Here is a 26,987-nt window from a genome sequence, read left to right on the forward strand (position 1 = left end):
TCTGACCTCAGGCAAATCTGCAGTTATTGCGATGCTCCAACGGGTTTCAACAAGTCGCATCTGAAAGTGGGCTGACTTTCCGTGTCTCGAACTCCAATGATTTGAGTCACTTATTTTGAATCAGACTCTGAGGAGCCGCGCTCTTGCGCGGCGTCTCGAAGGATGGCCGCACACGCGCCCGTGGCCATCCTTCGAGACGCGGCCAAGGGGCCGCTCCTCAGGATGAGGGTTGAATGTGTGGCTCGAAAACGTGTTTTGGTGCTTTAGAGTATCACATATAAGACGGCGCTGCGTCGCGCGGACAGGGAGTCTAGCTTGGAACAGATTGTGTATGTCGATGGCGCGTTCGTGCCGGCCGCCGATGCAAAAGTGTCGGTGTTCGACCGGGGCTTCCTATTCGCCGACGGCATCTACGAAGTCTCGGCGGTACTCGACGGCAAACTGATCGACAACGATTCGCATCTCGCGCGGCTCGAACGCTCGGTCGGCGAGATCGCGCTGGCTTTGCCCGAAACGCTGCCGCGGATCGTGGAAATTCAGAAGGAGCTGATCGCGCGGAACGGCCTCATCGACGGCGTGATCTATCTGCAGGTGACGCGCGGCGCCGTCATTCCGCGCGATTTCGTATTCCCGAAAGAGGCCAAGCCGACATTCGTGATGTTCACCACGGCCAAGGACATCGTCAACGCGGCTTCGGCGAAGACCGGCATCGCGGTCAAAACCATGCCGGACATCCGCTGGGCGCGGCGCGACATCAAGAGCGTAGCGCTCTTGGCGCAGGTGCTGGCCAAGCAGGCCGCCGCGGAAGCCGGCTGTCAGGAAGCCTGGATGATCGAGGACGGCCAGGTCACCGAAGGCGGATCGTCGTCGGCCTTCATCCTGACACAGGATGACGTGCTGGTGACGCGGGAGAATTCCAGCGCGATCCTGCCGGGCTGCACCCGCAAGGCGGTGATGAAGCTTGCCGAAGAACGCCAGCTTCGCGTCGAGGAACGGGCATTTTCGGTTAGTGAAGCGCTGGCGGCAAAGGAAGCCTTCATCACCAGCGCGTCCCTGTTCGTGCAGGCGGTCGTGACCATCGACGGACAGAGGATAGCGAACGGCAGGCCCGGCCCGATGACAAACCGGCTACGCGAAATCTATCTGGAGTTTGCCCGCGCCACGGCGGTGTGACGTCTTACCAGTCGCCATGTTCAGTCGCCGGTCTTGACGTCGGCCAAAGCGCTGACGGCCGGGGCGTTGAGCGCGGTGCCGTCAACCGCAAACTGCGAGCCGTGGCATGGGCAGTCCCAGCAGGTCTCGAACGAATTCCAGTGCAGATGACAGCCGATATGGGTACACGCCGCCGAGCGGGCGTGCAGGGCGCCGTCCTTGCCGCGATAGGCGGCGATCTTGCTCAGGCCCTGTCGCACGACCGCGCCCTGGCCGGGCTTGAGGTCGTCCAACGATTTGAGTTCTCCCGGTGCCAGATATTCGGCGAAGTTCTTGACGGCCGTTAGGTTTTCGCGAACGAAATTGCCGATGCCTGAAGGCGTTTTTCGGGTGGGTTCGTAGACCTCCTGCCATTTCGCAGTGTCGCCGAGGATAAGCGCGGAATTGATCAGGCTTCCGGCCACGCCGTGAGTCATGCCCTGGCCGGAATCGCCGGTGTGGACGTAGATGTTTTGACTCCCCGGATTGCGCCCGATGAATCCTGCATAGTCGATGGTATCCAGCACCTGTCCCGACCAGCGATGGGTCACGTTCTTCGCAGCCGGAATGAGGTTGCGCGCCCACGCCTCCAGCGCCTCGAAGCGAAGATCCGCATCGTCTGCTTCTCCGCTCTTGTGGTCCGCACCGCCGACGATGAGGGTGTCAGCCGCGCCTTCTCCCGGCTGTAGACGCACGTAGTGATAGGGATCGAGCGTGTCCCAATACAATGCGTCGGGGATGGCGCCGCGTTTGATCGCAAACGCCATCGCATAGGTGCGGTAAGGCGCCATTTTGGTGTGAAGCGCCAAGGTATCGACGATCGGGGAGTTGGTAGCTACCACCGCCGCCTTTGCGGTGATGACGCCGCTGTCCGTCTTCGCCGCGACCGAACCATCCTTGCGCTCCTCGATTTCCCGAACGATGGTTTCGGAATAAAACACCCCGCCTTTCGCTTCGATGATCTCCGCCAGCCCTTTAAGATATTTGAGCGGATGAAAAGTCGCCTGGCGCGGATAGCGCAGGGCATGCTGATTGCCGCAATGGGCAAGGGGCACGCCGACCAGCCGGTGGACCGGCGCGCCCACCTTGCGCACCGCATCCAGCTCATCGTCGATGATCTTCGAATCGGTATTGAGCGCCTGAAACAGATAGCCGTCGAGGCGGCGGAAATCGCAGTCGATCGCTTCGCGCTTTTGAACGGCCTCGATCCGGTCGACCGCCGCGGCCTGGCTTTCGTAAAATGCGCGGGAAATCTCCTCGCCGCGCAATTTGATCATTTCCGAGGTTAGGTCGTCGCACAGCGGCGCCAGATGCGCGGTGGTACGGGCGGTGATGCCGCCGGCGATGCGTCCGCGGTCGACGATCATCACCGCCAAGCCCTTCAGCGCGAGTTCGTAACCCGTCGAAATGCCTGCGATCCCTGAACCGGCGATGATCACATCGCAGGCTTGATCGCCCTCGAGGGGGCGGGCATCCGGCGCGACCTCAATATCCATCCATAATGACTTGCTGCGAAGATCGTTGGAATTGCCCATTGGTTATCGTTCTTCAATAATAAAAAAACGGCCGTCCGTCGTGGAATCAAAGGGGCTCGGTGCGGCATTTGCCGAACCGAGCCTCTTTCCTCTAGCTCGCCGCCCTCCGGTTGACGCCCTTGCGCAGCGCGACCGTGTTGAGCTTGGTGTTGGCGGCTTTTTCCTCATTGAGATTGGTGGTCAGGAACCGGACGATGTCGTCATGGCCGAGTTCCTCGGCCCAGGCGATCAGCGTGCCGTAGCGCGCGATCTCGTAGTGTTCGACGGCCTGCGCATTCGCGATGATGGCGGCGTCGAGCACCGACTTGTCGTCGACCTCGCCGGCGGTTTCGTCGGCTTCCTTGATCAGGCCGTCAATTGCCGGGCAATCGGTGCCCGATGGCGTCTTGCCGAGCTTCTTGAAAACCTGATCCAGCCGCTCGATCTGCTTGTTGGTCTCTTCGAGATGCGTTTTGAGACCCTGCGCGAGATCGCGGTTGGTCGCCTTGTCGATCATCTTGGGCAGCGCCTTGGTGATCTGCTGCTCGGCGTAATAGATGTCCTGCAGGCCGTGCAGCAGCAGGTCGTCCATTGTCTTGATGTCTTTCGAAAACAGTCCCATGTGGTGTCCTCCAAATAAAATTGCGAGCCCGAAAAAGGCTGTGCGAAATCAACATTTTTGTAAGAGGGTGGTTCCGCGACTTCGGTAGCTTGCAACTTACGTCGCCGACCGGACATTCAATGCCGAGGCGACGTTCCACTTCGCATGTCGCGAATTTTGAAGGCCAGCACGCTGCCGGACAGTATCGCGCCGACGCAATTCGCCGCGACAATGACCCAATCGCTTTTCAGCAGTCCATAGGCGATCCAGAGCAACAGGCCGGCGGTGAGGGTGATCAGCATTTTCAGCGACAGGTCGTCGGTCGATCCGCGCGGCCAGGCCTTACGGACCTGGGGAATATAGGACAGCGAGGTGAGAACCGCGGCGCAGACGCCGATCCACGGAATGATGACCTCGATCATTGTTCAAAACATCGGAAACGCCACGCTGGAATTCTTCCCAACGGCATCATTTGTGCGGCTTTCCCAGCAGCCCCAATTCCTTGCGCACCGCGGCGGCGGAATTTCCGACCTTGTCGACGGTGCGCTGCAACTCGTCCCTGGTGACGCGGAGATGCCTGGTCCAGTATTGCCCTTCGTGCGGTTGGCCCATATGGCTTCGGTCGCGCTGGCCTTTGTCAAGGAGATCGTCACTCATGTTTTAGTCCCTAAGACGTTCAGTCCTTAAGACGCGAGAAAGACCCCGCCTGCGGGATGAGGCGAGGCCTTTCACTGCCTTGCCGCGTTCGCGACCCGGCCGAACATTGCGCTTCGCTCTGCGCCTAGCGGTTCATGAACAGCGCAAGAAGCAGAATGATCGGAAGCGGAATTCCGATTAACCAGAGCAGTGCACCTTTACCGAAGCCCATGTCAGCCTCCTTGAATTTTGACTGCACGAACAACGCCGACCGGTTTCGTAGGTTCCGCCGAACCGCAATCGCCGCAAGTTGGCCTGCAAAAGTTTTTGCGGAACCAAATACGCCGGGCTGGACCGTTAAAGCCTGCGCGGCAATCGGGGCTGGCCCAGAGAGGATTCCAGCGCGGCGCGGTCCCATTCGGCGGCATTGGCCGCGGCTTCGTAAGTGCTTTGCAAAAAATCCAGCAGCGCGCCGTCGGGATCTGCGGCGGTGCGCACCGCATCGTAAGGCAGAATGAACTCGCCCAGGGCTTGGCTAAAAAACGCCGCATCCGGCCGCACCGGCGTGGTGGCGAAGCCTTCGGGCGCAGGATAGGCGTAGGAATAGAACGCGGGATAATCGATCGCACCGCCACCCGGCCAGAAGCCTGCGCTGCTGACTTCGTGGGAATAGGCCTCCTGCGCCACCGCATCCGGAAGATTGGGCACCCCGCCGGGATGGCGCGGCGCGCTACGTCCGGAAAAACGGGTCACCGCAAGGTCAAAACTGCCCCAGAAAAAATGCACCGGGCTGGATTTGCCGAGGAAGCCGGTGCGGAACTTTGCGAACACGCGGTCGGCCTGCCGCAGCACCTGCCAGAAGCGGTGCGCGGCGTCGGGATCGTAGCAAGCATGCACCTGATCATCGGGAAAGCGGATCGGGTCCGGCAATTCGTTCGGCCTGTCGTCGATTTTGATATCGATGCCGAGTTCGGCAAGCGCTGATATCACCGCGGCGTAAAACGCGGCGACCGGTTGCGCGGTCAGCGGCACTTGCCGCTGTTGCCCGTCGCTGGTCGAAATGCGCAGGGTTTGATCGATGAAATCGAAATCGATCTGGAACGACCGCGCGCCATCGGGAACAGGCGACGTGGTCAGGCCTCTGGCGGTGACATACAGCGCAACATGCCAGGAATGATTGAGCCAAGGCGTTCGCGTCAGGCGAATCTTGCCGACGATCTGGGTCATAAGATGCAAGGTCTCGCTGGTCTCGCGCCACGCCGCATAGGGCAATTCCGGCCAAGCTCCGCGACTACCTTGCCCGCTTCCCATGGTCATGACTAAGCGGTCTGGCGCGAGGCGGGCGAATCAAATTTGCGGTTGATCGCGTCCGGCGCCTGCATGGCCTCAGCCAATGATTTCCGCAACGCCTCGAGCGAGTAGGGCTTTTGCAGCAACGTAAATCCCTCCGCGAGCGCGGCGGCGGCGCGGTCGCTGTAACCGGAGGCAAGCACCACCGGCGTCTCCGGGTGGTGTTCCCGGATCAGGCGGCCGAGCTCAAGGCCGCTCATGCCGGGCATCACGATGTCGGAAAACACCAGGTCGATATCGCGGCGCTGGTTCAGGATGTCGACCGCGACTTCAGCGGAGGCCGCGCAAACCACCTTGAAACCGCATTGCTCGACATAGTCGGAGCCGACCGCCGACACATCCGGGTGATCTTCCACCAGCAGCACGGTCGCGGGCTTGGCGAGCGGGGCCGGGTCGTCGGCGGTTTGGCTCTCCACCTGCAGAGCTTCATCGCAACACGGCAGAAATAGCTCGAATGTCGTGCCGTTACCGGAATGGCTGGTGACGGTGATCGCTCCGTGCGATTGCTGGACAAATCCGTAGACCTGGCTCAGTCCGAGCCCGGTGCCGCGGTCGACCTTCTTGGTGGTGAAAAACGGCTCGAAGATGCGGTCGCGGATGTCGTCCGCGATGCCTGAGCCGGTATCCGAAAACCCAACCACGGCGAACTCGCCGGTCAGCCCGTTGGGGCCGGAATTTTCATCAAGCGTAGCGGTCTTGACGGAGATTGCAATTCGTCCGCCGTCGGGCATGGCGTCGCGAGCATTGAGGGTGAGGTTGAGCAGGGCGATCTCGAATTCGTCGGGATCGATCCTGACCATGACCTTTTGCTGCGGAACCTTGAGCCCGATCTCGATATCCCCCGGGACCGATTGGCGCAGAATCTCGCGAAATTTCTCGATGCAGTCGCCAAGGTCGATCACTTTCGGCGACAGGCTTTGGCGCCGGGCGAACGACAGCAACTGGCGCGTCAGGTTGGATCCCTTCCGCACCGCCGATTCGATCATGTCGAGGGAGCGTAGGTCTGCCGGGTCATGATGCCGGCGTTTCAGCCTTTGCGCCGATCCTCCGACCACCATCAACAAATTGTTGAAGTCATGCGCGACGCCACCGGTCAGCTGGCCCAGTGCTTCCAGGCGCTGCGATTGCTTCAGCGCGTGTTCGGCGACTTGCCGCCGCGTCGCCTCTTCATAGAAACGCCGCGTCCGCTTCAGCGCCAGCAGCACGATCGCAATCAGCGCCGCGGTTGCCGGCAATCCGAAGATCAGGTGGGCGCCCATTTGCGAAAACCAATGAGCGCGGATCGCCTGGGTTTCCAGCCCGGCGACGACGAAAACCGGAAACCCCGAAACTTTGCGATAGGCGATCTTGCGCTCGACGTTATCGAGCTTTGAAGTGAGCAGCAGCGTGCCTTCCGAGTTCGCGCGAATGGCTTTGAGCAATTCGCCGTTCGGCAACAGCGCGGGAATATCGCTCGGCGGAAACCGCGCCAGGATCAGTCCGTCGTCGCGGATCAGCGATGCATAGTTTCCCGCTTCGCGGCTGATCTTCGCATAGAAGCCCGAAAAATATTCCGGCAATATCGACGCCTGGATCACGCCGTTGAAACTTCCATCCGGAGAGGATCGCCGCCGGCTGATCCCGAAAAACGGCGCGCCGCCATAGGGCGGCCGCGGCCGCAGCACTTCGCCGACATAGATCCCGATGTCCCGATCGATATGCGACTTGAAATAATCGCGATCGGAAAAATCGATACTCGGCGCCGGATAGACCAGGCTGTTGACCAGCGCGTGGCCGTTCCTGTCGAAGATCCAGACCGATTTGATCTGTTCCGAACTGTCCGCCAGCCGCTCGAAACGGCGATGCAGGTTTTCCTCGTTGGCCGCGATCCGCTCGTCGGGCATGTCGCGGACGACTTCGTTGATCTCCGCGATGCTGCGTTCGACGCTTTCGAACACCTTGAGCGCATGCTCGGTGACGACGTCCCGCGTGCGGTCGATTTGCCGCTCGGCGATAACCTGGTTGTTCTGATAGCCGAGCCAGGAGGCGTAGACGAAAAGCGCGGCCGGCAGCGCGACCGACGCCACCAGAATGCCGTGCAATAACCGGATCGAATCCCGTTGCGCCGTCAGCATACTCAGTTTGTCCGTCTGCCCGCGCGGCAGATTATATGAATCGCGGGCGAAGTCTATCTGATGTAAAAACCGGTTAATCGATAGCGTTGAGGGAACCACGATAGCAAAGCAGCGTCCAAGGATAGCAAAGCAGCATCCAGGGGAGTGAAACATGGCGGAACAACAAGCCAGTCCGAGCGGCCCCGATCTGGCGCAGGGAGTAAGCTTAAGCGAATTCAGCGGGGAGACCTTGCTTGGACATGTCGGCGACCTGGATGTCTTGCTGGTGCGCGCCGGCGGGGAGGTTTTCGCCATCGACGCGCATTGCAGTCATTATCACGGGCCGCTCGCCGATGGGCTCGTCGTCGGCGAGAGCATCCGCTGTCCCTGGCATCACGCCTGTTTCGATTTGCGCAGCGGAGAAGCCACGCGCGCGCCGGCCCTCAATCCGCTTTCAGTCTGGCAGGTCGAGCACGAGGGCGATCGAATCGTCGTCAGGCAAAAGCGCGAGCAGCCCACGTCGCGCCGCACAGCTCCCATGGCTGCGCCGGACAGGATCGTCATCGTCGGCGGCGGCGCGGCGGGTTTTGCCGCGGCCGAGATGCTGCGGCGCCAGGAATATCGCGGTAGTATCGTGATGCTGAGCAGCGATGCCGCACCGCCGGTCGACCGGCCGAACCTGTCGAAAGATTACCTCGCCGGCAGCGCGCCGGAGGACTGGCTGCCGCTGCGCCCGGACAGTTTTTACGCCGAAGCTGATATCGACCTGCGGCTCGAGAGCGATGTCGTCTCGATCGATCCCAGGGCGCGCAACGTCGTCCTCGCCGGCGGCGATGCTGTCGCATACGACCGCCTGCTGCTGGCGACCGGGGCAGAACCGGTGCGGCTGCCGATTCCCGGCGCCGATCAGCCGCACGTCCATACGCTGCGCTCGCTCTCCGATTGCCGCGCCATCATCGATGCGGTGAAAGGCGCGCGCCGCGTCATCGTGATCGGCGCGAGTTTCATCGGGCTTGAGGCCGCAGCCGCGTTGCGCGCGCGCGAAATCGAGGTTCACGTCGTGGCGCCGGAGCAGCGGCCGATGGAACGCGTGCTCGGCCCCGAAATGGGCGATTTCGTGCGCGCGCTGCATGAAGAGCACGGCGTCATCTTTCATCTCGGCGATACCTTGGTTGGCATCGACGGCAAGCGCGCCACGCTCAGGAGCGGCGGCGTGCTGGACGCCGATGCGGTGGTCGTCGGCGTCGGCGTACGGCCGCGGCTGGCGCTGGCCGAACAGGCCGGCCTTGCGCTCGATCGTGGCGTCGCGGTGGACGCGTACCTCGAAACCAGCATCCCCGGTATCTATGCCGCCGGCGACATCGCGCGGTGGCCCGATCCGCATTCGAAAGAGAATATCCGGGTCGAGCATTGGGTGATAGCTGAACGCCAGGGCCAGACCGCCGCGTGCAACATGCTGGGAGCGCGCGAGGCGTTCGACGCGGTGCCGTTTTTCTGGAGCCAGCATTACGACGTGCCGATCAATTATGTCGGCCATGCCGAGAAGTGGGACTACATTGCGATCGACGGCGACATCGCGGGCAGGGATTGCCTGCTGAAATACAAAAGCGGGGACCGCGTGCTCGCGGTTGCCTCGATCTACCGCGATCTCGACAGCCTCAAGGCGGAACTTGCGATGGAGCAGGCGCGATGCGCTAGCCCGTAGGGTGTTCAAAGGCGCTCTTCGCGCCGTGCCCACCATTAGACTCTCGCATCCGGATCAAGGTGGTGCGCACGGCGCAAGTTGCGCCTTTGCCCACCCTACGATCTACTGCGGCAAGCTTGCGTAGCCCGCCAAAACGGAATTAGCTGCGCGCCGTCATGACCGAGCCTGAAAGGTGAAATAGCAGATGAACAACAACATGGGACGGCGGGACTTTTTGGCCACGGCGGCACTGGTCGGCGCCGTTGCGGCGGCCGCGCGCGGCTCGCTGGTCGATGCCGCGGCAGCTGCCTCTGAAGCGGGCGATAGCATTATTTCGGCCTCGGCCGGCGAGCTTGCCGAAGCGATCCGCTCGAGGCGGCTGAGCTCCAAAGCCGTCGTCGAAGCGCATCTCGACCGCATCGCCAAAGTCAATCCAAAGCTCAATGCCATCGTTCAGTTGACCGCGGAGGCGGCGCGCAGCGAGGCCGATGAGGCGGACGCGGCAGTAGCCCGCGGCCAGATCAAGGGCCCGCTTCATGGCGTTCCCGTCACCATCAAGGACACCCTGGAGACAGCCGGCGTCATTTGCACGGGCGGTACCAAGGGCCGCGCCAATTTCGTTCCCAAGGCGGATGCCACCGTCGTTGCGCGGCTGCGCAATGCGGGTGCAATCGTTCTTGGAAAAACCAATGTGCCGGAGCTGGCCGGCGCGCTTGAATCCGACAATCTGATCTATGGACGCACCAACAATCCCTATGACCTCACCCGCACGCCCGGTGGCAGCAGCGGAGGCGAGTCCGCAATCGTGGCGGCCTGCGGCTCACCGCTTGGTCTTGGCACCGACGCCGGCGGCAGCATTCGAGTCCCCGCGCATTTTTGCGGGCTGGCCGCGATCAAGCCGACCTCCGGGCGCGTGCCGCGCACCGGACAGTTTCCGATGCCGCTCGGCGCCCGAAATCCGGTATTTCACGTCAGCCTGATCGCGCGAAAGGTGAGCGACCTCGCGCTGGCATTGCCGATTATTTCCGGTCCCGACTTCCGCGACAGCACCATCGTTGCAATGCCGCTGGGCGACCCAAATGCCGTCGTGCTGACCGGATTGAAGCTGGCGTTCTTCGAGGACGATGGTGCGGCGACACCGACAAATGAGATTGCCGCCGCGGTGCGCGATTGCGCGAAAGCGTTCACGGAGGCCGGCGTCAAGGTCGAAGAAAAAAGGACACCGGATTCGGAAAAGGCGGCCACCGTCTATCACGATATGAGTCGCGGAGATGGGGGTGCCGGCACCCGCGCATTCCTGAAAAGCATCGGTACCGATGAAATTTCTCCGCTGTTCGAAAGGGCGCTGGCCAATTCGGTGGCGCCCGCGATGGCCAACCCGACGGAAGCGCTGGCGGCATTCGTGCGCTGGAATCTGTTCAATAACGCGATGCTGCGTTTTATGGAAAATTACGACGCGGTGTTGTCGCCGGTAGCGCCGTATGCGGCCCTGCCGCACGGTACGAGCTTCGACGAGCAGAACCGCAAGGGTTTTGGCTACGCGCAGATGTACAATCTGACGGGATGGCCCGCGGCAACGGTGCGGGTCGGCACCTCGCCCGATGGCCTGCCGCTTGGCGTTCAGGTGGCGGCGCGGCCGTGGCGCGAAGATGTCGCGCTGGCTCTGGCGGCGCATCTCGAAAAGACTTTTGGCGGCTGGAAAATGCCGCCCGCGATGTAGGTCCGTAGGGTGGGCAAAGCGAAGCGTGCCCACCATCATGCATCAAATGGCCGAAGGTGGTGGGCACGGCGCAAGCGCGCCTTTGCCCACCCTACGATCTGGAAAATGCCGCCCGCGATGTGAGCTGGCGCGCCTTGAGCCGTCCGCGTTACTTTTCTTCCGCCGCGGTCGAGGTCCCCGGCCCTTCGCCCATGATCAGCAATACCGCATCTTCGTCCTTGGCGCCGTCCCAATGCACCTGCTTGGCGAAGTGGGTGACGAAGCTGCCGGCGGGCATCGGGGTGGTGTTGGCGGGATCGAATTTCGGTCCCGAGCCTACCCACCATGTGCCCTGCAGCACGACGATGTAACGGTCGTTGGGATGGAAATGCGGCCGGCTGAAATGGTTGCCCTTGGTCCATTTGTTGTAGACCGCGTAGAAGCCCGGCTTGCCGGGATCGCCGACAACAACGGCGCTTTGCGCACCATTGGCGTTAACAGGTCCCCACGGTATCTGATCCGGCAGCTTGTAGATTACCGCGGCGGGATTGAGCTCGGCTGCCCGGGTTGCGCCAATGGCGCCGACAAGAATAGTGGGTACGACGAGATATTGCCAAAACCGGTTTGCGGCTCTCATTGTTTTCTCCCTGTCGGCCTTGTGACGGGTTTGCGGGCGCAGGCTCATCTGATTATTCGGCCATGCTAGCCGGTCTATTTGGCGCGGTGCAAGGCGTGCGCGCATGCGAGACCGGCGAAGGCGCAATCACAACGCAACTGCAGCATGAAAAACGCGTTTACGTTACCCGTGGCGGCCTCTATGTTCCGCGCAACGAAAAACTCAAAAGGGAGGACACCTTGATGAAACGCCTATCGATACTCGCAGCCGGACTGCTGGTTGGCGCCGCGGCCTTGCAATATTCGAACGTGGCGTCCGGCCAGGACGGCTGGGTCACGCTCGTCGACAGCTCCAAAATGGGCGATTGGGATGAGGTCGGAAAAGCCAATTGGGCGATGAAGGACGGCGCGCTCACCGCCGACAAGCTCGACGGCAAGGATCTCTCCTACCTCGTCAGCAAAACGTCCTACAAGGATTTCCAGATCAAGGCCGAGTTCTGGGCCGATGATGACGTCAACAGCGGCATCTTCATCCGCTGTCAGGATCCGAAAAAGATCGATGCCAAGCTTTGCTATGAAGTTAACATCTTCGACAAGCGGCCGGACCCCTCCTACGGAACCGGCGCGATCGTCGACGTCGCCAAGGTCGATCCGATGCCGAAGGCCGGTGGCAAATGGAATACGTACGAGATCACGGCGCAAGGGCCGCGCCTTGTCGTCGTGCTCAACGGCCAGAAGACCGTCGACGTCCAGGACAGCAAGCTCGCCAGCGGTCCGTTCGCGCTGCAATATGGCTCGGGCGTGCTGAAGTGGCGCAAGGTGCAGATCAAGCCGCTGTAGAGGGTCTCGTGCCCCGGACGCAGCGCAGCGCGTAGCTCTTGCGAAGCGGTGCGCTGCAGAGCGGGGGCCGTAACGAGCGCCGGTATCGGTACAGTGCCGGTTCTGCGGAGCGGCATGAAGAACGCCGCACCGCGCCCGGGACACGATTACGCGACTGGAGACAAATCCGTATCGATGCGAACCGGCTCACCCGCTTTCAACGGGTGCGCCTTCTGGTGCCAGGCCCATGCGGTCCGCACGATGGTTGCGGGATCGGAATGACTAGGGGAAAATTGCAGCGTTTCGCGCGCCGCCGTCGGATCGGCGACGAGATAGGCCGGATCGCCCGGTCGGCGCGGCTTGATGACATGCGGCACTGCGTGGCCGGTCTCGGCCGCGATGGTGGCCAGGATTTCGCGCACCGAAAAACCCGCGCCGGTACCGAGATTATAAGCCCCGCCGCAATGTCCCTGCATCAATAGCTTCAGCGCCAGCACATGCGCGCCCGCAAGATCGGTGACATGGATATAGTCGCGGATCGCGGTACCGTCCGGCGTATCGTAGTCGTCGCCGAACACCGCGAAGTCGGCGACATGACCTTGCAGCGCCATCATCGCGCGCGGGATCAGATGAGTTTCGTGTTCGCGCTTTTCGCCGATCCCGCCGGAGGCGTCGGCTCCGCTGGCGTTGAAATAGCGCAAGGCAAATGCTCCCAGCCCATAGGCGCGGCGATAGTCGGCGAGAATCCGCTCGATCATCCATTTCGAAGCGCCATAGGGATTGATCGGCTCGCAAGGGTAGCTTTCGGGCAAGGCCTTGCTGTCGGCATTGCCGTAGACCGCGCCGGTCGAGGAAAACACCAGGCGATTGCAGCCGGTCTCGCGCATCGCATCCAGCAAGGACAATGTGCCGCCGACATTGTTGGTGTAATATTTCTGCGGGTCGGCGACGGACTCGCCGACCAGGCTCGATGCCGCAAAATGCATCACCGCGACGATGTCGTGCCGTGTGAATGCATGTGCGAGCCTGGCGCCGTCGCGCAGATCGCCTGATATCAGCGAACCGGTGACGAAACTGCGGTGCCCGGTGGAAAAATTGTCGTAAACCACCGGATGATAGCCGGCGGCATCCAGCGCCCTGCAGCAATGCGAGCCGATATAGCCCGCGCCGCCAGTCACCAGTACTGCCGGTCGACCGTTCATGTCAGCCTCGCGGCGTGCCGTCGCTGCCCGACGGCCGGCTCTTGTTGAACAGCAGATAGAGTGCGCGCGGATTGGTGGTCAGATAGCGCCAGAACAGCCGGCGCGGCTCCAGCCAGATCCGCCATGCCCATTCCAGCCCCGCGGCCTGCATCCACCGCGGCGCGCGGGCGCGGCTTCCCGACAGGAAGTTGAACAATCCGCCGGATGTCTTGATGACGCCGACATTGCACAAGCGCGGCGTGAATTCCTCGACAAAGGCCTGCTCGTAGGGCACCCCCAGCGCGACCCACAGATAGTCCGGCGCCAGTGCGTTGATTTCGTCGACCTTGGCGCGCAACGCGTCACCTCTCAGATAGCCGTGCGAATGCCCGACGATCTGCAGATCGGGGTACATGTTCCGGACATTGGCGACCGCGAGCGCGTTTTCTTCCTCGTCCGCGCCGAACATGTAGAAGGTCAGCCGCGCCGCCGTGGCCTTGCGTGCGACGACATGAAACAGGTCGGTAGTCGCGACGCGCTGGGGGAGCGGCGGCTTTGATCTCAGCCGCGACACGGTGACCAGCGGCTGGCCGTCGGCATTGATGAGGTCGGCGGCGCGGAACAGGCGTTCGGTCATCGGCTCGGTCGAGCAGCGCGCCAGCACCTCGCCATTGGCGGAGGTCAGATACAGCGGACGGCTGACGGAGCGCTCCGGGAACACGGTGCCGATCATGAAGTTCGCGGTCTGCTCGATGTCGAGCACGGCGAGACGAAGGCCGCCCAGCGAGATCCGAGGCACGCTCGCCGTGGCAGCCCTTCCGACGGGATTTTTGCGGCGCTCAAGCATAACGTTTGTCTCGCTGCTGCATGCCCGCGGGGGTGAGTTCATTGAGGACGACACCGATCAGCTTGCGCTCCGCGCCGCCGAGTGCTGCGATGACGTCTTCCATGGCGTCGTTGATATCGAGGTCGGCCGGCAGCATCGCGACGAGGCCGTCGGAGGTATCGAGCAGTTTGCGATCGGCGGCGCTCCAGGGCATCGCCGGTCCGTCCAGAATTACGAGATCGTAGCCGGCGCTGGAGCGCGCCTGCGCGATGGCCTTGCGGATGGCGTCGCTGGCCTTGACGTCGGAACCCTTGAGCGTTGGCAGGATCGAAATTCCGTTAGCGGTCTCGATCGCGCGGGAGGCCTTGGTGCCGATGCTGAGCCAGCCAAAGCGGCTGGCTTCGGTCCTGCCGGCGCCGGTCACCTTGCTTGAGAGCGCATGCTGCGCGTGATCGGCATCGATCATCAGCACCTTGACGCCGTCGCGTGCCGCCGCCAGCGCGGCATTCAGCGCAACAACGGTGCGGTCTGCGCTGCTGCCGGCGCCGATTACGGCAAGGACCGGCGTCAGGCCCGACGAGCGCTTGGTTGCGGTTTCGCATAGCTGGTGGATCGCGGCGACGAACGCGCCCGGCGGAATATTTGTGCGCAGCGTCGGCCAGCCCATGCGCGTGACATCGCAAACGCCGGGTACGGCCAGAATACCGGTCAGCGTGCGCAGGACGTCGGTTTCCTGCAGCCGCGCGATCAGCGGCTTTTCGAGCGATACGGCCGCGGGCTCCGGTGGCGGATTGCTCGGCTGCGCGGGCGGTTTCGGCGGCTCGATCGAAATCTTCAGGTCCGGCGACAGCGTCGCCCGTGGCTTCTTCTGCGGCGCCTGCACCGTCGTCGTCACCGGGACCGGGATCGACAGCCGCTCGACCGCGACGATCCATGCCGCCGCCGCCAGCGCGCCGATCGCAAAGCCGATCATGGCGATCAGGCTCATTGCGGGCGGGAAGACGCGCCGCTGCGGCGCGGTGGCCTCGCCGATGATGCGCGCCGCCGAGGTGTTCAGGCTTTCCTGTTCCTCGGTTTCGCGCGAGCGCTTGAGGAACGACTGATAGACGTTGCGATTGGCGTCCACATCGCGCTCGAGCTCGCGCAGCCGCACCGAGGCCTGGCTGAGGTCGACGCTCTGATGCTTTTGCGAGTCGAGCGCCTTGGTCAGCGAGGCCTCATAGTCGCGCGCGCGGGTAAGGTCGTTCTTGGCCGATTGCGAGAAACGATTGAGTTCCTCGGTGATATTCTTGCGCAGGTCTTCGACCTGTTTCTCCATGTTCCTTAGCGAGGGATGCAGCGGCCCCAGCTCGCCGGAGAGTTCGGCGTACTTCCGCCGCGCCTCGGCGTATTGCGCGCGCAAGTTGGCGATGGTCGGAGACTGCAGTGCCTCGGGAATGGCGCCGGCATCGCTGGCGCCGCGCCGCGAGGCCTCGATCTGGTCGTATTTGGCCTGCGCATCGAGGGTCAGCGCGTGCGCCGCGGCCAGCCGCTGCGTCATCGCCGAAAGCTGCTGGTCGCTGACCAGCGTGTCCTGGGTGCCGACGAAATTGTTCTGCGCCTTGTAGACGGCCAGCGCATTTTCGGAGGTGCGAAGCCGGTCCTGCAACTCCTTCAGCCGGCCCGACAGGTCGTTGGTGGCGCGTCGCGCTGCGTCGGCCTGCGACTGCTTGGATTCGGCAAGGTAGGCCGCCGAGACCGCATTGGCGAGCATCGCGGCTTTCGCGGGCTCGGTCGACCAGACTTCGATATCGACCACATAGGTGCGGTCGGTCCGCCTGACATTGATGTGGCGGTTCAAGGCGTCGAGCAGCGCGGCCATCCGGCCGGCATTGGCATCAACCGACGACTTGGCGCCGAAGCTGATGAGCTTCAACAGCGTTCCCATCAGGCTCGTGGTCTCGCCGCCGAACTCCGGATCCTTGTCGAGCCTGGTGTCCTCGATCACCCGCAACAGGACGTTGTTCGAGGTGATCAGCCGCGCCTGGCTTTCGACCACCATCGACAGGCCCGAAATATCCTGGGAACGCGGCGTCAGCTCGCGGTCCACCAGCTGCAATTCGCGCGGGTCGACGTAGAGCTGCGCGGTCGCGGCATAGCGCGGCGTCAGACTCTTGCCGATCATCACCGCCGCGCAGGCGCAGATCAGCGCCGCCGCCACGATCGCGACCTTGCGCCGCCACAACAGGCGGATCAGATCGATCACGCTGAAGCTTGCGGCCGGATGCGACGGCGCCTTCACGGCGTCGGGTTTCGGCTGACTTATCGGCTGGTCATATGCAAGCATGGGCCCCTGCTTCCGGTTTTGCCGGCGCGCGCGCCGGGTGAGGGGTTACTCTTCGCGACATGCCATTGGCGGCCGGTTGCCATGCGGAACCGGCTGCAGAAGGAAAATTAACCATACTCATTGAGGGAGTATTCACTGCAAAGGCAAAAAAAGCGTTTAGACGCCGGCGCATCGCAGTGCCTCCGCCATGTTCAAAACCGGGATTTTCCGGCGCGAAGCCGCCTGCAGCGCCTCGCTCAGCAGCGCCGGCGAACAGCCGTAGGGGCTGGGCTCGTCGGCGACGTCGTGGGTATAGAAAATTAACCATCCGTTACAGGTTCGCGCTTCGTCCATCGCGCGCTCGATCCCCTCGCGATCGATGCGCCGGTCGATCAGCGGCATCGCCCGTAGGAATTGCAGATCGACGGTGCCGCTGTTGACGCCGGGAACGATGCTGCGGCAGGATTTGAAGACGGTTTTTAGCTGCCGTTTGCGCACGAACGACCCGTATCCGAACGGATACGCGAAATTCTCGATCCGGATCGACGAATCCAGCGACCGCAAATAGTCCTGGTTACGCTCGATCTCGGCGTTCAGCGCCCCGGCATCGAGGTCGCAGGCCCGCTTGTGCGAGAAGGTGTGGCAGGCGATTTCGTGGCCGCCACGATGAAGCGTGACGACGTCTTCGCCATCGACCATGTCCCACAGCGCCGACGAGGTGCCGACCTGGCTGCCGATGACATAGAAAGTCCCGCGCGCGTCGTGCGCTTCGAGGATCGCGGCGCCGACCGTGGCGGCGCTTTTCGGAACGTCGTCGAAGGTGAAGCTGACCATCGGCGTTGCATTGGGCAGGGCGAACGGCTCGACGCGCAAGTGCATCGCCATCCGGTGGCTGAATCTCGCTCTGGCTTCGGAGATCGGGTTCATGGTTCAGCGCTTTCGCAAAATCACGTGGTAATCGCCGCGCCGGACGTCGGCCTTTCCGGGCAGGAAAAGGTTGGCGACGACGGCGATGGCGTCGAGCAAAGCGGCAAGAACCGGCTTGCGCGCCCGCATTTCGGGGAAGCGCGGGCTCTCGTATTCCCGCCGGTAGATCACCTGAAGCCCGTGCTCCCTTGCAAAGGTCTCAAGCCTCGAGAGCGAAACCAGCGGATGAAAGAAGGTCGGGAACGGCGCCTGACCGGGCTCGCCGGCGTGTCTGTCGCCGCGCACATGGCGGTAGAACCAGACGTGGAACCAGTGCGGCGAATATTTCGTCACCACCCCGGACAGCGATTTCGGATTCGGCGCGCCGATCAGGATCAGGCCACCTTGCTTCAGCGCCTCGCAAAAGCGAAGCAGTGCCGCCTCCACGTCGGCAAGGTGCTCGATGACGTTGTAGCAGATCACAAGATTGAAGGTTGCGGGCTTGAACCGATAGCTCTGGATGTCGCCGAGGATTGTTTTGTCGGCGTAAGTGTTGTTGCGGATCTGGTCTTCGTCGATATCGACCACGGTGACATGAGCGCGATCGAGCACGCTCAGCGGCAGAAAACTGGTCGATCCGCCGCCGGCTTCATAGATCGCGAGTTTTCCAGGCGGCAGCACTGCGCGGAGGATGCCGTGGGCGGCGAGCAGGCTTTCCCGCGCGTCGCCGGACGGCAGATCGAGCAGCGATTTTGGATGCACGGAGGCGGGCGACAGCAGCGCGTCGACCCCGTCGAGGGGAATCGCTGTGTTGAAATCGCTGGCGACGTTCTTGTTCATTTGTTCTTCAAATCCCGTTCTATCCAATGCCCATGCTGGCGAGCTTGGACCTGAAAAGCGTCAGGCCGTTCTTCGAGCGCGCGCGAAGCCGGGAGATGTCGAACGCCCAGCACAGCGCGGCGTAGCTGGCGAGGCCTGCGAAAGCCAGGATGACGCATGCGGCCAGATCGGACACATGCAAATAGCGGTCGAGCGCGCCGACCAACAGCGCCATCATCAATCCGGCAATCATCGTCAGTGCCAGCTGGCCAAGCGGAATCGGGATCGGAAACGCCCGGCGGCTGAGGATCAAGGCGCCGACGAATCCGAATACATCCGCGCCGAGCCGCGCCCACGCCGCGCCAACGACGCCGTATTTGTCGATCAATATGACCGACAGGATCACATTGGCGGCGATGATCGAGACCGTATTGATCAGGTAGAACGAATTACGGCCGGACAGCAGGAAGCTGACATGCAGATATTGCTGCGTCAGGATCTGGAACACCACCGCGACGGCGATGATGGGCATGATCTCCGCGGCAGTCTCGCGAAAATCGACGCCGAGTACGACATTGGCGATGTGCGGCGCGATGACCGCAAACCCCAGGCATGCCGGCAGCGTGATGCTGAACAGCAGTTCGGCGCATTCGCTCAAATGCGACCGCACCGCAGCCCGTCCCTGATTGGCATGGATCAGGACGGCCATAGGGAAAAACGCGGCGGCGGCGCTGATCGCCGGCATCATCAGGGTCTGCCGGACGAGGTCGAGGCCAGCGATGTACTTTCCGGCATCCGCGGCGCCAACCAGGTTGGCGATCATGAACCGGTCGGTCACGCTGGAGATGGCGAGCAGCGTGAGCGATATGGTTAGCGGCAACCCCTGCCTTGCAGCGGCCAGCAAGGCGGAGCGGTCGAACTTGACAACGGTCCCGCGCCAGGCGTGTGCCTGGACCCATGTCGCGAGCAGATAGGCCAGTGCGGATGAGGCCAGCAAAAGAAATCCCGAGCGGTCGATCAAGGCAAAGACCATGCCGAGGCAAAGAACCGATAATGCGCGAACCAGCGCGGCCTTCATGGCCGTCTTGGCCAGCAGCCTGGCGCGAACCAGATCCTGCGTAATCTCAAACAGGCCGACCGCGACCGCGAGCCCGACCGCGGCGGCTGCGGCCCATGCATCCAGTCCGGCCAGGCGTCCCAACCCGTAGGCAAGCGGCGCAGCCAGGCAGGCAACAAGATATCCGGAGATCACCAAGCCGCGAATGTCGGTGCCGTCGTCTTTGGCGTGTTCGCTCAGGATCAGGTTGCGGAACCAGCCGATGAAGGCCACGCTGATCACCGATGCAAAGCCGACCCCGAGCAGATAGATGCCGTAATCGTGCGCGGAAAACAGCCGCGTGAAGACGAACACGCTGAGCAGCCCGAGCAGCGCGGACAGCACATTCGCCGACAGATTGATGGTGGCCTGACGGATCAACATAGTGCGCCGCGCCTCGCGGTCTGCTTCGACGACGGTTGAGGCGTTCTGGTCGCTTCATGCTCTTTCATCGCCGCGCGAATGGTCTCAACCGGCGTGCCGGAGAAGGACGCAATCGAAAAGGCGACGTCGTCCTTGTTGGCGCGGCGGAGCAACTCGTTCAATTCGTCCTTGTTGAGCTTCAACTGCTCCCAGTAACTGACGCACTGCGTACTCGAGGTAGGCCTGTGCACGGAGGAAAAGCGCACGTTATTCTGCACGAAATAGCCGTACAGCATGTATTCGGAGAACTCGCGGGTCCGGCACAGCGCTTCGATCCAGTGCAGGTTGGTCACGGCCTCGATTTGCGCAACCATCGCGGCCGTGGTCTGCCGGTCCCAGAAGATGATGTGGCCGATGAAATCCGACGCGGGCAGCGGGGGCACCGGCAGGCCCAGCAGCTCATGACTGGTTTCGACCCAGCGCGAATGCCGCGGCTGGGCGGCAACCACCTCGTCCGGCAAGCCGAACAAGGGAATCGGATTCGGAAACTGGAATTGCGACAGGTCGAAGTCGCGGAAGAACACGATGTCCGAATCCAGGATGCAATAGCGCTCGTAAGGCAGCGACATGGTCGCGGCGATCTTCAGGTATTGCTGGACGTGCCATCCGCTGACCGGCTTGGTCCGGAACGACCACCAGTACTGGCGCCGCTTGCGCTGGATCACGCGCGGCAACGGCCGCAGCCAATGCGGTAAAAACCTCGACGCCGGAATGACCTCGCGGCGCTCGCTCTCGAAATGAGAGAACAATGACAAGTCCGCATCCGGGACCAGCAGATAATGCTTCGAGAATGAGGTGACGTGACGGTCCACGCTCTCGCAGAGCAGCCTGCACAGTTCGAGGTCGCGCCCGTAAGTTGGGGTCAACAACGCAACAGGGTTCATCTCGCGGGTCTCTCTGGCGGCGACGTTCAGAGCGATGGTTTCTGCCGGTTCGTGCGTCATGGGTTCGGGGGGAGCAAGATCGGTGCCGGACGGTTCCGCGAACGCGCCGGCGATTCAAAGTTGGTTAATTCGCGGGTGCGGTAACCAATTCGAACATTCATTTTTCTGCTGCGTGCCGCTGGACCGTAACTTGCAACGAAGGTCGCGGTACGTTGAATCCATGAACGACTTGTGAAAGCATGACCAAACAGACGCATTCGCGGCGCGATTTTCTTCAAGGCGCTGCGACAGCCGCGGCAATCGGTCTTTCCGGCACAGCGCAACTGTCCGGAATGTCCGCTTTTGCGACACCGAACGCGCAATCGCTCGCGAGCGCCGCGGCCGCAGGGTTAATTCCCTACGGCTCGGCGGTGCGCGCCGGCGCGCTGGATTCCGATTCCACCTATCGCGAAGCGATCATTGCGAATTGCCAGCTGGTCGTTGCCGAAGGCGAGATGAAGTGGGCCGATATCCGCCCCACGCGCGGCGAATACCGCTTCGAGAAGGCCGACACGATCATCGATTTTGCACGGCAGAACAGGCTGGAGGTCCGCGGCCATACGCTGGCCTGGTACGGCGGACTGCCGAAGTGGACCGATGAAATATCCAGCCGCGCCGAAGCCGGGCGGGAACTGGTCGATCATATCAAGACGGTAGTGTCCCGATATCGCGGCGCCATCCCGTCCTGGGACGTGGTCAACGAGCCGCTGGTGGATTTTCCGCAAGACGCGACGTCGCTGCGTCCCTGCGTTTGGACGAAATATCTGGGAGCGGATTACGTGCCGATCGCGCTGCGCACGACAGCGGCGGTCGATCCCGATGCACGCCTCGTGCTCAACGAATACGATATTGAATTCAAGGGACCGCGCTTCGCCGCCCGGCGCAAGGCGCTGCTGCAATTGCTGCGATCGCTGCGCGACAAGGATGTGCCGCTGCACGGCGTCGGGCTGCAGGCGCATCTGTTCGCCGACCGCGCCATCGACCGCGACGGGTTGCAGGCGTTTCTTGCCGAGATCGCAGCGATGAAGCTCGACGTGCTGATCACCGAACTCGACGTGGTGGATTACGAGCTGCCCGGCAAGGTGAGCGAGCGCGACGCGCTGGTCGCCAAAAAGGCCGCGGAATTCTTAAGCGCGGTCTGCGAGGTCGTTCGTCCGAAAGCGATCCTGACCTGGGGCCTCAGCGACCGCTACACCTGGGTGCCGATTTATTTCAAGCGGCCCGACGGCATGCCCAATCGTCCGCTGCCTCTGGATGCCGACCTGAAACGCAAGCCGCTGTTCGATGTCATCGAGCAATTCAGGCGCAAGGCCGTTTAAATCGCGCTGTATAGGACTTCATCAACTTATGAGCATGATGGTTTTAAGTCGAATTACCACGACGCTCGTCTCACCTCTCCCCGCAGGGGAGGGGTCGACGCGCGTCGTCAGACGCGCGACGGGTGAGGGGCTCTTCCGGGAGTTCGAGTTGCGTGGAGAGACCCCTCACCCGAAGCCTGCGCTGCGCTCCGGCTTCGACCTCTCCCCTGCGGGGAGAGGTGAGAAGGAGCGGCTTCATAACAGTTTGACGACTAGATTAAACGCGCCATGAACCAGATTTTGAACGCCTCCCGCGAATTGGTCGCAACATCGGGCCCGCTCGATCCCTCGATCGACATCGTGGTCTGCATCCCCGGTTTTCGCCGGCCGCAGCATCTGCGGCTGACGCTGGAGTCGCTTGCCAACCAGCGGACCGACCGCCGCTTTGCCGTGGTGCTGGTCGAGAATGATGCGTTGAGGCGCGAAAACGTGCCGATCGCCATCGAATTCTTCTGGACCGGCAATATCCCCGGGCTTTGCATCGTCGAGCCGCGCCAGGGCAATTGCCAAGCAATCAACGCCGCCTTCGAAACCGCGCTGGCAGCGTTCCCGGCCGCCACAAAGCTGCTGATGATCGACGACGACGAAATCGCCTCGCCGGAATGGCTGGAGCGGATGGTCAGCGCGGCCGAGGCCACCGGCGCAGATCTGGTGGGCGGACCGGTACTGCCCGACTTCGACGACGACTTGAAGTGCGGGCTGCGCCGCCATCCGGCGTTCCGACCGGCCTATGACGAGAGCGGCCCGGTGCCGATTATCTATGGCTGCGGCAATTGCCTGATTACGCGGCGGGTGTTCGAGCAGCTTGCAGATCCCGTCTTCGATCTGAAATTCAATTTTCTCGGCGGCGGCGATACCGACTTCTTCGTGCGCTGCCGGCAGGCGGGAATGCAATTTCACTGGGCTGCGGATGCCGTCATCACCGAAACCGTGCCGCGAAGCCGGACTAACCCGGGCTGGCTTGTGGTGCGGGGCCTGCGCATCGGCGCGATCAACTATCACATCGAGGTCAAGGCCGCGCGCACCGTGTGGGCGCGGGCGAGGCTGCTCGCCAAGATGCTGGCGATGCTGCCGCTGTCGTTGATACGCGCCGGCCGTCTCGTCATCACCGAGCAAAAGCCCATCATTGCCCTGCATCCGATGACGGTCGCAGTCGGCAGCGCATTGGCGGCCATCGGCATCGAACCGCAACCCTACAAAGCCTCGAAGATCGTGCAGTGAGCATCGTCGCCGCAAACGAGATCCGGACCGTCGTCGATCAATTGCGGCGTCAGCAGGTGATGGACGTGGCGCGCGCCGCCGCGTTCATCGGCACCTTGCTGCTGGTCTGGGTTTCGCTGCGGCCGTTCGTCGATCTAGGCGATGCGCAGTTGAGGGACCTTTCCACCGGCAATGAAACGCTGACCTATGCCGCGTTCGGGTGTCTGGCCTTGCTGACGGTCGCGCTGGCGATGCGCGATAACATGCGCGGGCTGATAACGCTGCTGTCGCCAGGTTTCATGCTGTTCGGAGGCTGGGTATTCGTCACGGTGGTGCTGTCGCTCGATCCCGGCACCTCGATCCGCCGTTTCGCGCTGACGACCTGCGTCATCGCGGTGGCTTCGACGCTGATGCTGCTGCCGAAGACGCAGGCCGAGCTGATGCGTTGGTTCAGCATCGCGGCGCTGACGCTGCTGGCGATCTGCTATCTCGGAATATTGCTGGCGCCACATTTGTCGATCCACCAGGCGACCGATGCGCAGGAGCCGGCGCTGGCCGGCGACTGGCGCGGCTCGTTCGGCCACAAGAACGGCGCGGCGCCCGTGATGGTGCTCCTGCTGTTCATCGGGATCTACGTCTCCCGGCTGGGCGCGCTGCTGTCCGGTGCGGCGATCATCGGCCTGGCCGGATTGTTTCTGCTGAACTCCGGCGGCAAGAGCGCGCTCGCGCTGTGCGTCGCGGTCTTCCTGCTCTCCGGCCTCGTTTCGGTGATCAAGACCTTCTGGCTTCGCGCGGTGATTTGCCTGACGCCGCTGCTGACGCTGAATTTGCTAAGCGTCGGCACCGTGATAAGCGACGGATTGGAAAACATCGCAAAGATGCTGCCGCTCGACACCACGTTTACCGGCCGCACCGACATCTGGACCTTTGCGTTACAGGCGCTGCAGCAGCGGTTGCCGACCGGCTACGGTTTTGCGGCTTTCTGGGGCTCCAGTTCGATCAGGGATCTGCCCGAAGGCAAGGAGTGGGCGGAGTTCGCCTCGCACAGCCACAACGGCTATCTCGACACCGCGCTGGCGATGGGGCTGCCGGGATTGATGCTGCTGATCGTCGTGCTGGTGATCGGGCCTCTAAAAGACTTCCACGCGGCAGACCGCGGCGGCAACAGCGGCGCGCTGTCGATGATGTTGCTGCAGATCTGGCTGTTCGGGCTTTATCTGTCGTCGATGGAAAGCTTCTTCCTTGACCGCGCCGATCCCATCTGGTTCACGTTCTTGCTGGCGGTGTTCGGTTTGCATTACCTGGCGCGGTTTCGCGTGAGCAACTGAATTCGTCGTCCCCGCGAAGGCGGACACCCATACGCCGTGTTGCTAATGTTGTGCAGGGCGTTGGTGATCTTGTTGGAACATTTCGCAGAAACATGAGCGTCAGGGGTTATGGGTCTCCGCCTTCGCGGGGACGACGGTAAGTTGCGCCCGTACCGTCTCCGCGACATCGCGCCACCAGCCGTCGAAATCGAACGGCGCATGCACCGACGGCCAATTTAGCGCCGACGCGATCCGGTCGGCGTAAATGTCATCGTCCGACCCGCGCGGCACCAGCACGATGGCGCCGCGCTCGATCAGTTCCTTGAAGCGCGGATGGTGATCGAATTCGGCCGCCTCGGCCGGGCCGGTGGCGATCACGGGACGGCCGGATTGCACGCAGGTCAGCACGCTGGAGCGCCGCGCGGTCAGGCCCTCATCGAGGGAAAAGCAGAAGGCGTCGACCTCGCTGAACAGGCCGAATACTTCATGATCAGAGGTGACAAAACCGCTGACGATGACATCATCGATCAGGTCTAGTTCCGTGGCGCGGGCGTAAAATTCTTCCTCCACATGGTCGGTCGCGCGGATGAACGAGCCAATGTAGACGATCAGCGGCTTCAGTCCGCGCGCTTTCAGGATCGCGCCGATCTGGAGTAGCGCGTTCGGCTGTTTGCCCGGGTAGATCGAGCCGAAATGGCCGATCACCAGACGGCCGCTTTCGCGCGCGGCGGCAAGACGCTGCCGGAGCTTGGAATCGACGATTCCCGCGGGCGCCTCGATATTCGGCGGCAGCGGCGCCAGCACGCATTTTTGCGCCGTCCAGCCGGCGACGGCATCGGAAGCGAGTTCGCGCCGCACCAGCGGCGAGAACATCACGATGGTGTCGGCCAGCAGCAGCGCCGGTAGATAGGTGATGCGCCGCAGCCAGTGCAGCCCGCCCCATTCATGCTGAATCAAAACGACACGCCGTCCACGCAGCCGCGCCATGACCAGCGCCAGCAGCGGCCGCATTATGACGCGCTTCCAGGCCACCAGCGGAAAATCGCAGACCACGTTTCGCACAGGCCCGACCGCGCGCCAGATGTCGCCAACCGTGCCTTCGCTGCGCGTCAGAGTTAACGAAGTGCAACTGCCGGGTTCGAGCTTTTCGAGCGTTTCCTGCAGCAGCCGGGTGAATTGGCCGACGCCGCACGTCATGTGCGGCCCCGCGCCAAGAAACAGCGCCTGATATGCGGGTTCTGACGTCATCGCGTTAGCCATAACCCGCAAGCCTTAGCTTCCGGTAAGCAGCGCCGTTCGGCATGCGGCACTCTTCTTGCCAGATAGGATGTAGGAATCGCCGGCGCGTCTCATAACGGGACATCGGCGGCCGATGGCGTCACGGCCATTTCGGGATTTCGGTACAGCAAGGCTAGCCAGCAGGAGCGCGACAATGACGACGAACAAGATCTTCACCAAATGGGACGAGACGCATTCTGAGTTGTGGGCCCATCAGCCGATCCGGCTCGAGCACGAGATGCACAAGTCGCCGGCGTTTTCGATGGACGACCTGGCAAAACTGATCGAAGGCTATCCGCGCGAGCATTACAGCCTGGTGCAGACCGGCGCCCGCGGCAGCAAAAAACTGTGGCGTGAGGGCGATATCGGCAATCTCAGTGGCCGCGAAGTCATCGACGCCATCTCGCGCGGCGGGCTCTGGCTCAACATGCGCAACGTCGCCGCGGTTGACCCCCGTTACGGTAAATTGGTCGACCGCATGTTTGAGGAAATCGTCGCCAAGGTACCGGACTTCGAGATTCCGAAAGGCCACCAGGAAAGCATCCTGATCTCCGCGCCGGACGCGCAGGTCTATTACCACGCCGACATGCCCGGGCAGAGCCTGGTGCAGATCGCCGGCCGCAAGCGCGTCTATGTCTATCCGAACAGCGCCCCGTTCATCACCGCGGAGCATCTGGAAGACATCGCGCTGTTCAATGTCGAAGTCGATCTTCCCTACAAGGAATGGTACGACGACCACGCAAAAGTGCTCGACATCGGCCCGGGCCAGATGCTGGGCTGGCAGATGAATGCGCCGCATCGGGTGGAGAACCTCGACACTTTCAGCGTCTCGATGACCATCTCCTACTTGCCGACACGATGCGACCCGCGGATGGCGCTGCCCTCCATCAGGCCCCGCAGGGCGGCGCCGACCTCCTTCTGGCCGGCATGGCCGCGCAGATCATGGATGCGCCGGTCGAACGGCGCATCCGAGCCGCGCGCCGCATCGGTCGCCAGTGCGCCGGTGACGAGGGCGGCCTGCAGCACGCGCTCGGCCTCGAACAGGCCGGCGAGCGCCAGGGCGGTCGAGACCTGGGTCCCGTTGAGGAGCGCGAGTCCTTCCTTCGGGCCAAGCGCCAGAGGCGCGAGGCCAATGCGGGCAAGCGCATCGGTCGCAGGCATCC

General features: G+C 62.6%; 23 protein-coding genes and 1 pseudogene. 7 read left to right on the top strand and 17 right to left on the bottom strand.

Annotated features, from left to right (window positions below; translation table 11 throughout):
• The first annotated feature begins 315 nt into the window (after window positions 1–315).
• Complete coding sequence (locus VGP39_RS06260; protein ID WP_327567237.1) at window positions 316–1,173, top strand: D-amino-acid transaminase; 858 nt, start codon at window positions 316–318, stop codon at window positions 1,171–1,173.
• A 20-nt stretch (window positions 1,174–1,193) separates the two neighbouring features.
• Here VGP39_RS06260 and VGP39_RS06265 read toward each other — a convergent pair whose 3' ends face one another.
• From VGP39_RS06265 to VGP39_RS06290, 6 genes are all read right to left on the bottom strand, one after another.
• Window positions 1,194–2,726, bottom strand: coding sequence for an FAD-dependent oxidoreductase (locus VGP39_RS06265; protein ID WP_327567238.1), 1,533 nt, complete (start codon window positions 2,724–2,726; stop codon window positions 1,194–1,196).
• A 91-nt stretch (window positions 2,727–2,817) separates the two neighbouring features.
• Window positions 2,818–3,327, bottom strand: coding sequence for a ferritin-like domain-containing protein (locus tag VGP39_RS06270; protein ID WP_327567239.1), 510 nt, complete (start codon window positions 3,325–3,327; stop codon window positions 2,818–2,820).
• Between the two features lie 116 nt (window positions 3,328–3,443).
• On the bottom strand, window positions 3,444–3,728 hold the full coding sequence (locus VGP39_RS06275; protein WP_327567240.1) for a SemiSWEET transporter: 285 nt from the start codon (window positions 3,726–3,728) through the stop codon (window positions 3,444–3,446).
• Window positions 3,729–3,774: 46 nt separating this feature from the next.
• The gene (locus tag VGP39_RS06280) at window positions 3,775–3,963 is read right to left on the bottom strand and encodes a DUF3606 domain-containing protein (protein ID WP_327567241.1); all 189 of its coding nucleotides are present in this window, start codon (window positions 3,961–3,963) and stop codon (window positions 3,775–3,777) included.
• A gap of 336 nt (window positions 3,964–4,299) precedes the next feature.
• Window positions 4,300–5,253 carry a DUF5996 family protein gene (locus tag VGP39_RS06285; protein WP_327567259.1) on the bottom strand — a complete coding sequence of 318 codons (954 nt, stop codon included), beginning with the start codon at window positions 5,251–5,253 and terminating at the stop codon, window positions 4,300–4,302.
• Between the two features lie 8 nt (window positions 5,254–5,261).
• Window positions 5,262–7,406, bottom strand: a complete 2,145-nt coding sequence (locus VGP39_RS06290) for a response regulator (RefSeq protein WP_327567242.1) — start codon at window positions 7,404–7,406, stop codon at window positions 5,262–5,264.
• Window positions 7,407–7,557: 151 nt separating this feature from the next.
• Between VGP39_RS06290 and VGP39_RS06295 the strand changes: the two genes are divergently transcribed.
• The gene (locus VGP39_RS06295; protein WP_327567243.1) at window positions 7,558–9,090 is read left to right on the top strand and encodes an FAD-dependent oxidoreductase; all 1,533 of its coding nucleotides are present in this window, start codon (window positions 7,558–7,560) and stop codon (window positions 9,088–9,090) included.
• 184 nt (window positions 9,091–9,274) lie between these two features.
• On the top strand, window positions 9,275–10,789 hold the full coding sequence (locus VGP39_RS06300) for an amidase (RefSeq protein ID WP_327567244.1): 1,515 nt from the start codon (window positions 9,275–9,277) through the stop codon (window positions 10,787–10,789).
• 148 nt (window positions 10,790–10,937) lie between these two features.
• Here the strand turns inward: VGP39_RS06300 and VGP39_RS06305 are convergent, their stop codons facing one another.
• Window positions 10,938–11,405 carry a cupin domain-containing protein gene (locus VGP39_RS06305; RefSeq protein ID WP_327567245.1) on the bottom strand — a complete coding sequence of 156 codons (468 nt, stop codon included), beginning with the start codon at window positions 11,403–11,405 and terminating at the stop codon, window positions 10,938–10,940.
• Window positions 11,406–11,626: 221 nt separating this feature from the next.
• Here VGP39_RS06305 and VGP39_RS06310 point away from each other — a divergent pair, with 221 nt between their 5' ends.
• On the top strand, window positions 11,627–12,223 hold the full coding sequence (locus tag VGP39_RS06310; RefSeq protein WP_327567246.1) for a DUF1080 domain-containing protein: 597 nt from the start codon (window positions 11,627–11,629) through the stop codon (window positions 12,221–12,223).
• Window positions 12,224–12,369: 146 nt separating this feature from the next.
• On the opposite strand, the gene galE is transcribed toward VGP39_RS06310, so the two are convergent.
• From galE to VGP39_RS06345, 7 genes are all read right to left on the bottom strand, one after another.
• Complete coding sequence (galE, locus tag VGP39_RS06315) at window positions 12,370–13,404, bottom strand: UDP-glucose 4-epimerase GalE (RefSeq protein ID WP_327567247.1); 1,035 nt, start codon at window positions 13,402–13,404, stop codon at window positions 12,370–12,372.
• A 1-nt stretch (window position 13,405) separates the two neighbouring features.
• Window positions 13,406–14,230 carry a WecB/TagA/CpsF family glycosyltransferase gene (locus tag VGP39_RS06320; RefSeq protein ID WP_327567248.1) on the bottom strand — a complete coding sequence of 275 codons (825 nt, stop codon included), beginning with the start codon at window positions 14,228–14,230 and terminating at the stop codon, window positions 13,406–13,408.
• On the bottom strand, window positions 14,223–16,535 hold the full coding sequence (locus VGP39_RS06325; RefSeq protein ID WP_327567249.1) for an exopolysaccharide transport family protein: 2,313 nt from the start codon (window positions 16,533–16,535) through the stop codon (window positions 14,223–14,225). The genes VGP39_RS06320 and VGP39_RS06325 overlap by 8 nt, the downstream gene beginning before the upstream one ends.
• A 156-nt stretch (window positions 16,536–16,691) precedes the next feature.
• Window positions 16,692–17,441 carry a polysaccharide deacetylase family protein gene (locus VGP39_RS06330; RefSeq protein WP_327567250.1) on the bottom strand — a complete coding sequence of 250 codons (750 nt, stop codon included), beginning with the start codon at window positions 17,439–17,441 and terminating at the stop codon, window positions 16,692–16,694.
• 3 nt (window positions 17,442–17,444) lie between these two features.
• The gene (locus tag VGP39_RS06335) at window positions 17,445–18,260 is read right to left on the bottom strand and encodes a class I SAM-dependent methyltransferase (RefSeq protein WP_327567251.1); all 816 of its coding nucleotides are present in this window, start codon (window positions 18,258–18,260) and stop codon (window positions 17,445–17,447) included.
• A gap of 19 nt (window positions 18,261–18,279) precedes the next feature.
• A complete protein-coding gene (locus tag VGP39_RS06340; protein WP_327567252.1) occupies window positions 18,280–19,719 on the bottom strand; it encodes a polysaccharide biosynthesis C-terminal domain-containing protein in 1,440 nt (479 codons plus the stop codon).
• Window positions 19,713–20,702 carry a DUF6492 family protein gene (locus tag VGP39_RS06345; protein ID WP_327567253.1) on the bottom strand — a complete coding sequence of 330 codons (990 nt, stop codon included), beginning with the start codon at window positions 20,700–20,702 and terminating at the stop codon, window positions 19,713–19,715. The genes VGP39_RS06340 and VGP39_RS06345 overlap by 7 nt, the downstream gene beginning before the upstream one ends.
• 179 nt (window positions 20,703–20,881) lie before the next feature.
• Here VGP39_RS06345 and VGP39_RS06350 point away from each other — a divergent pair, with 179 nt between their 5' ends.
• The 3 genes from VGP39_RS06350 to VGP39_RS06360 all read left to right on the top strand — a co-directional run bounded on the left by VGP39_RS06350 (window position 20,882) and on the right by VGP39_RS06360 (window position 24,567).
• Window positions 20,882–22,000, top strand: coding sequence for an endo-1,4-beta-xylanase (locus VGP39_RS06350; RefSeq protein WP_327567254.1), 1,119 nt, complete (start codon window positions 20,882–20,884; stop codon window positions 21,998–22,000).
• A 267-nt stretch (window positions 22,001–22,267) separates the two neighbouring features.
• Entirely contained in the window at window positions 22,268–23,260 is a 993-nt protein-coding gene (locus tag VGP39_RS06355; RefSeq protein WP_327567255.1) for a glycosyltransferase family 2 protein, read from the top strand.
• Window positions 23,257–24,567 carry an O-antigen ligase gene (locus tag VGP39_RS06360; RefSeq protein WP_327567256.1) on the top strand — a complete coding sequence of 437 codons (1,311 nt, stop codon included), beginning with the start codon at window positions 23,257–23,259 and terminating at the stop codon, window positions 24,565–24,567. Before VGP39_RS06355 ends, VGP39_RS06360 begins: the two co-directional genes overlap by 4 nt.
• 99 nt (window positions 24,568–24,666) lie before the next feature.
• On the opposite strand, the gene VGP39_RS06365 is transcribed toward VGP39_RS06360, so the two are convergent.
• The 3 genes and pseudogenes from VGP39_RS06365 to VGP39_RS06375 form a co-directional block, all read right to left on the bottom strand.
• A complete protein-coding gene (locus tag VGP39_RS06365) occupies window positions 24,667–25,794 on the bottom strand; it encodes a hypothetical protein (RefSeq protein ID WP_327567257.1) in 1,128 nt (375 codons plus the stop codon).
• Between the two features lie 163 nt (window positions 25,795–25,957).
• Window positions 25,958–26,623: a hypothetical protein gene (locus tag VGP39_RS06370; RefSeq protein WP_327567258.1), complete on the bottom strand. Its 666-nt coding sequence runs from the start codon at window positions 26,621–26,623 to the stop codon at window positions 25,958–25,960.
• 50 nt (window positions 26,624–26,673) lie between these two features.
• A pseudogene (locus tag VGP39_RS06375) lies at window positions 26,674–26,987 on the bottom strand (aromatic amino acid lyase); the annotation flags it as partial.

Origin of the sequence: Bradyrhizobium sp., assembly GCF_036009065.1 — a bacterium.
Lineage (GTDB): Bacteria > Pseudomonadota > Alphaproteobacteria > Rhizobiales > Xanthobacteraceae > Bradyrhizobium.

Excerpts from the sequence above, each read along its gene's own strand:
- VGP39_RS06280 (WP_327567241.1), bottom strand. The coding sequence starts at position 3,963 with ATGAGTGACGATCTCCTTGACAAAGGCCAGCGCGACCGAAGCCATATG.
- VGP39_RS06345 (WP_327567253.1), bottom strand. The coding sequence starts at position 20,702 with ATGACGCACGAACCGGCAGAAACCATCGCTCTGAACGTCGCCGCCAGA.
- VGP39_RS06365 (WP_327567257.1), bottom strand. The coding sequence starts at position 25,794 with ATGACGTCAGAACCCGCATATCAGGCGCTGTTTCTTGGCGCGGGGCCG.
- VGP39_RS06275 (WP_327567240.1), bottom strand. The coding sequence starts at position 3,728 with ATGATCGAGGTCATCATTCCGTGGATCGGCGTCTGCGCCGCGGTTCTC.
- VGP39_RS06300 (WP_327567244.1), top strand. The coding sequence starts at position 9,275 with ATGAACAACAACATGGGACGGCGGGACTTTTTGGCCACGGCGGCACTG.
- VGP39_RS06265 (WP_327567238.1), bottom strand. The coding sequence starts at position 2,726 with ATGGGCAATTCCAACGATCTTCGCAGCAAGTCATTATGGATGGATATT.
- VGP39_RS06330 (WP_327567250.1), bottom strand. The coding sequence starts at position 17,441 with ATGAACCCGATCTCCGAAGCCAGAGCGAGATTCAGCCACCGGATGGCG.
- VGP39_RS06285 (WP_327567259.1), bottom strand. The coding sequence starts at position 5,253 with ATGGGAAGCGGGCAAGGTAGTCGCGGAGCTTGGCCGGAATTGCCCTAT.
- VGP39_RS06270 (WP_327567239.1), bottom strand. The coding sequence starts at position 3,327 with ATGGGACTGTTTTCGAAAGACATCAAGACAATGGACGACCTGCTGCTG.
- VGP39_RS06290 (WP_327567242.1), bottom strand. The coding sequence starts at position 7,406 with ATGCTGACGGCGCAACGGGATTCGATCCGGTTATTGCACGGCATTCTG.
- VGP39_RS06370 (WP_327567258.1), bottom strand. The coding sequence starts at position 26,623 with ATGCGGCGCATTCATCTGCCAGCCCAGCATCTGGCCCGGGCCGATGTC.
- VGP39_RS06350 (WP_327567254.1), top strand. The coding sequence starts at position 20,882 with ATGACCAAACAGACGCATTCGCGGCGCGATTTTCTTCAAGGCGCTGCG.
- VGP39_RS06355 (WP_327567255.1), top strand. The coding sequence starts at position 22,268 with ATGAACCAGATTTTGAACGCCTCCCGCGAATTGGTCGCAACATCGGGC.
- VGP39_RS06310 (WP_327567246.1), top strand. The coding sequence starts at position 11,627 with ATGAAACGCCTATCGATACTCGCAGCCGGACTGCTGGTTGGCGCCGCG.
- VGP39_RS06325 (WP_327567249.1), bottom strand. The coding sequence starts at position 16,535 with ATGCTTGCATATGACCAGCCGATAAGTCAGCCGAAACCCGACGCCGTG.
- VGP39_RS06340 (WP_327567252.1), bottom strand. The coding sequence starts at position 19,719 with ATGTTGATCCGTCAGGCCACCATCAATCTGTCGGCGAATGTGCTGTCC.
- galE (WP_327567247.1), bottom strand. The coding sequence starts at position 13,404 with ATGAACGGTCGACCGGCAGTACTGGTGACTGGCGGCGCGGGCTATATC.
- VGP39_RS06295 (WP_327567243.1), top strand. The coding sequence starts at position 7,558 with ATGGCGGAACAACAAGCCAGTCCGAGCGGCCCCGATCTGGCGCAGGGA.
- VGP39_RS06335 (WP_327567251.1), bottom strand. The coding sequence starts at position 18,260 with ATGAACAAGAACGTCGCCAGCGATTTCAACACAGCGATTCCCCTCGAC.
- VGP39_RS06320 (WP_327567248.1), bottom strand. The coding sequence starts at position 14,230 with ATGCTTGAGCGCCGCAAAAATCCCGTCGGAAGGGCTGCCACGGCGAGC.
- VGP39_RS06305 (WP_327567245.1), bottom strand. The coding sequence starts at position 11,405 with ATGAGAGCCGCAAACCGGTTTTGGCAATATCTCGTCGTACCCACTATT.